Source organism: Hyphomonas oceanitis SCH89, assembly GCF_000685295.1.
Taxonomy (GTDB): Bacteria; Pseudomonadota; Alphaproteobacteria; order Caulobacterales; family Hyphomonadaceae; genus Hyphomonas; species Hyphomonas oceanitis.
This window is the reverse complement of sequence record NZ_ARYL01000097.1, coordinates 1-2176: the sequence shown is the minus strand read 5'-3', so window position 1 is coordinate 2176 and position 2176 is coordinate 1. Positions and strand designations below refer to the sequence as shown.

The 2176-nt window shown below is 57.4% G+C and carries 3 protein-coding genes; 2 read left to right on the top strand and 1 reads right to left on the bottom strand.

Translation table 11 applies throughout. From position 1 onward, the window contains the following. The first annotated feature begins 145 nt into the window (after window positions 1-145). Entirely contained in the window at window positions 146-580 is a 435-nt protein-coding gene (locus tag HOC_RS20315; protein WP_035542328.1) for a Spy/CpxP family protein refolding chaperone, read from the top strand. 10 nt (window positions 581-590) lie between these two features. Then, entirely contained in the window at window positions 591-1160 is a 570-nt protein-coding gene (locus HOC_RS20310) for an RNA polymerase sigma factor (RefSeq protein ID WP_034742845.1), read from the top strand. On the opposite strand, the gene HOC_RS20305 is transcribed toward HOC_RS20310, so the two are convergent. Further along, the gene (locus HOC_RS20305) at window positions 1157-2062 is read right to left on the bottom strand and encodes a DMT family transporter (RefSeq protein ID WP_034742848.1); all 906 of its coding nucleotides are present in this window, start codon (window positions 2060-2062) and stop codon (window positions 1157-1159) included. The two genes, HOC_RS20310 and HOC_RS20305, sit on opposite strands and share 4 nt — an antisense overlap. Window positions 2063-2176 lie beyond the last annotated feature (114 nt).

Sequence of the window (2176 nt, the reverse complement as noted above, 5' to 3'; positions counted from 1 at the left end):
ATTGGCGCGATGACCCTCGCGGTCGCTATTGGACTTTCTGTCGGTATATTGGCCGCCCCATCGGGCCCGCCAGCCTCTGGATTTGAAGTATTTTCGACGCAGGCACCGTTTGCGCCATCGGGTCTCCTGGGATAATCACAGGCGGATGAAGCTGGAACACTGGATTATCGTCGCCTTCATCGCTCTGTGCGCGGGCATGACGGGAGTATTTTTATCGGGACCTCTGAACAATGCCCGTCCGTCCAGCTCAGCGGCGGGACTGCATGATCTGATCCATCACGACCTGAACCTGAGCAAGGATCAGGCAGGGAAACTGGACGTGATTGAAGACAGGTTTGCGATCCGCAAATCCGAGCTAGAAGCCCGGCTCAAGGGAGCAAATCGGGCGCTCGCAGAGGCGATCAGCGCAGACAAGACAAACTCGCCGAGGGTTCAGGCGGCAATTGAGGAGTTTCATCAGGCAATGGGGGAATTGCAGAAATTGACCATCGAACATGTATTTGAAATGCGAGAACTGCTTACAGAGGAGCAGGCGGCAGTCTTCGATGCAGAAGTCGTTCGGGCACTGACGGGGGACTAGGCTTAGCCAGGTGCATGAAACCGAGCGAAACGACGCGGAGCTTGCTCTAGCCGCAGCAGGGGGCGACGAGCGCGCCTTCACCGAACTCATGCGCCGGTATAAAGAACCTCTCTATCGCTACATACATCGTTGCATGCAGGGGAGTGACGACGCTTATGACGTGCTGCAGGATGCATTCGCGGCTGCCTGGAGCGGTCTGGCCCGTTACGACCCTTCGCGTAAATTCTCGACATGGCTCTACCATATCGCGCTCAACAAGGTGCGCGATCATGGCCGTAAACGCGCTGTGCGCAGCTTCTTCTTTACCGCCGCGCCGCTTGATGGGCCTGATCGCCCCGACATCGCCGACCCTTCGCAAAATATTTCGGAGGAATATGAACGTCGTGACGAGCTGGCAAGGGTAAGTGCCCTGATTGACGCGCTTCCGGGAAAGCTGAAACAGGCTTTCACACTGCAAGTTCTGCAGGACTTGCCCCAGAGCGAAGTCGCCGACATCCTGGGTGTATCGGTCAAGACCGTTGAGACACGCGTTTATCGCGCCCGGAAGAGTCTTCAGAGCCAGGTCAATGCCGATAATTAGGACGCAGGCGGTGTCAAAGCAGAGCGGGATCGCGATTTTCGCGGACGCGAAGCGAGGTACACGCCAATCGCGGCGAAGATCACTCCACTTATGACACTTGCGGTTAACGGCTCGCCGAAGAAGCCGGCACCCAGGCTGACGCCAATGATCGGGACCAGGAAACTGAAAGCGGCCGCCTTTGAAACATCAAGTGACTTGAGAGTGGTTTGCCAAAGCCAATAGGCCAGAGCCGTTCCGGGCAATGCGAGACCAAGCAGCGAAATGATGAAAACGGGCGACCAGTTTATTGCTGAGGGTGTTTCAGTTACCAGGGCCAGAAATGTGATCGGAAGCGCCCCAACAAGGAGTTGAAGGCCCATGGCCATGGCGGCATCGACTTCGACCGACAGCATCTTTATTGCAATATTGCCGATAGCGACACCGCTCGTTGCGAGAACGACAAAGCCAATGCCAAGTGCTGTAGAGGCGCCACCAGGCGCAAAAATGCGCGGGCCGGCGATAAGTACGACACCAATAATGCCAAGGACAAGGCCAAACCACGCCGCCGGGCCGAGCCGTTCGCGCAAGAACACGATCGCCAGCAGCGAAGCCAGCAGGGGCTGGAGGCTTTCAATCACCGTTGCGAGGCCTGGCGACAGGAAGTCGGCGGCATGAAACATACCGAAATAGCCAAAAGTCGTCATGCTAAGGCCCGCCAGGATAATCCAGCCCCAGGCGGCAGGCGTACGGGGCAGGGGCGCGTGCTTGAGCCCGGCTACAGTGATCAGTACGGTGCCGGCAATTATCGCCCTGAGGGCTGCGAAGGTCAGATGTGGTGCGTCATCAAGTCCCAGCGTGATCAGTGGATAGCATGACGCCCACAGAACCATGACAATTGCGGCGAGCAAACGGGGGTCGAACATGGTTTGCCTTTTGAAGAATTGTGCAGGGAGCTGCATCTGGTCCTGAGGGTGCTGCGCGCGAGCTGCGTAATACGTAGCAACCGCCCGATACCCCTTGGGCGGCAACCTGAAAAA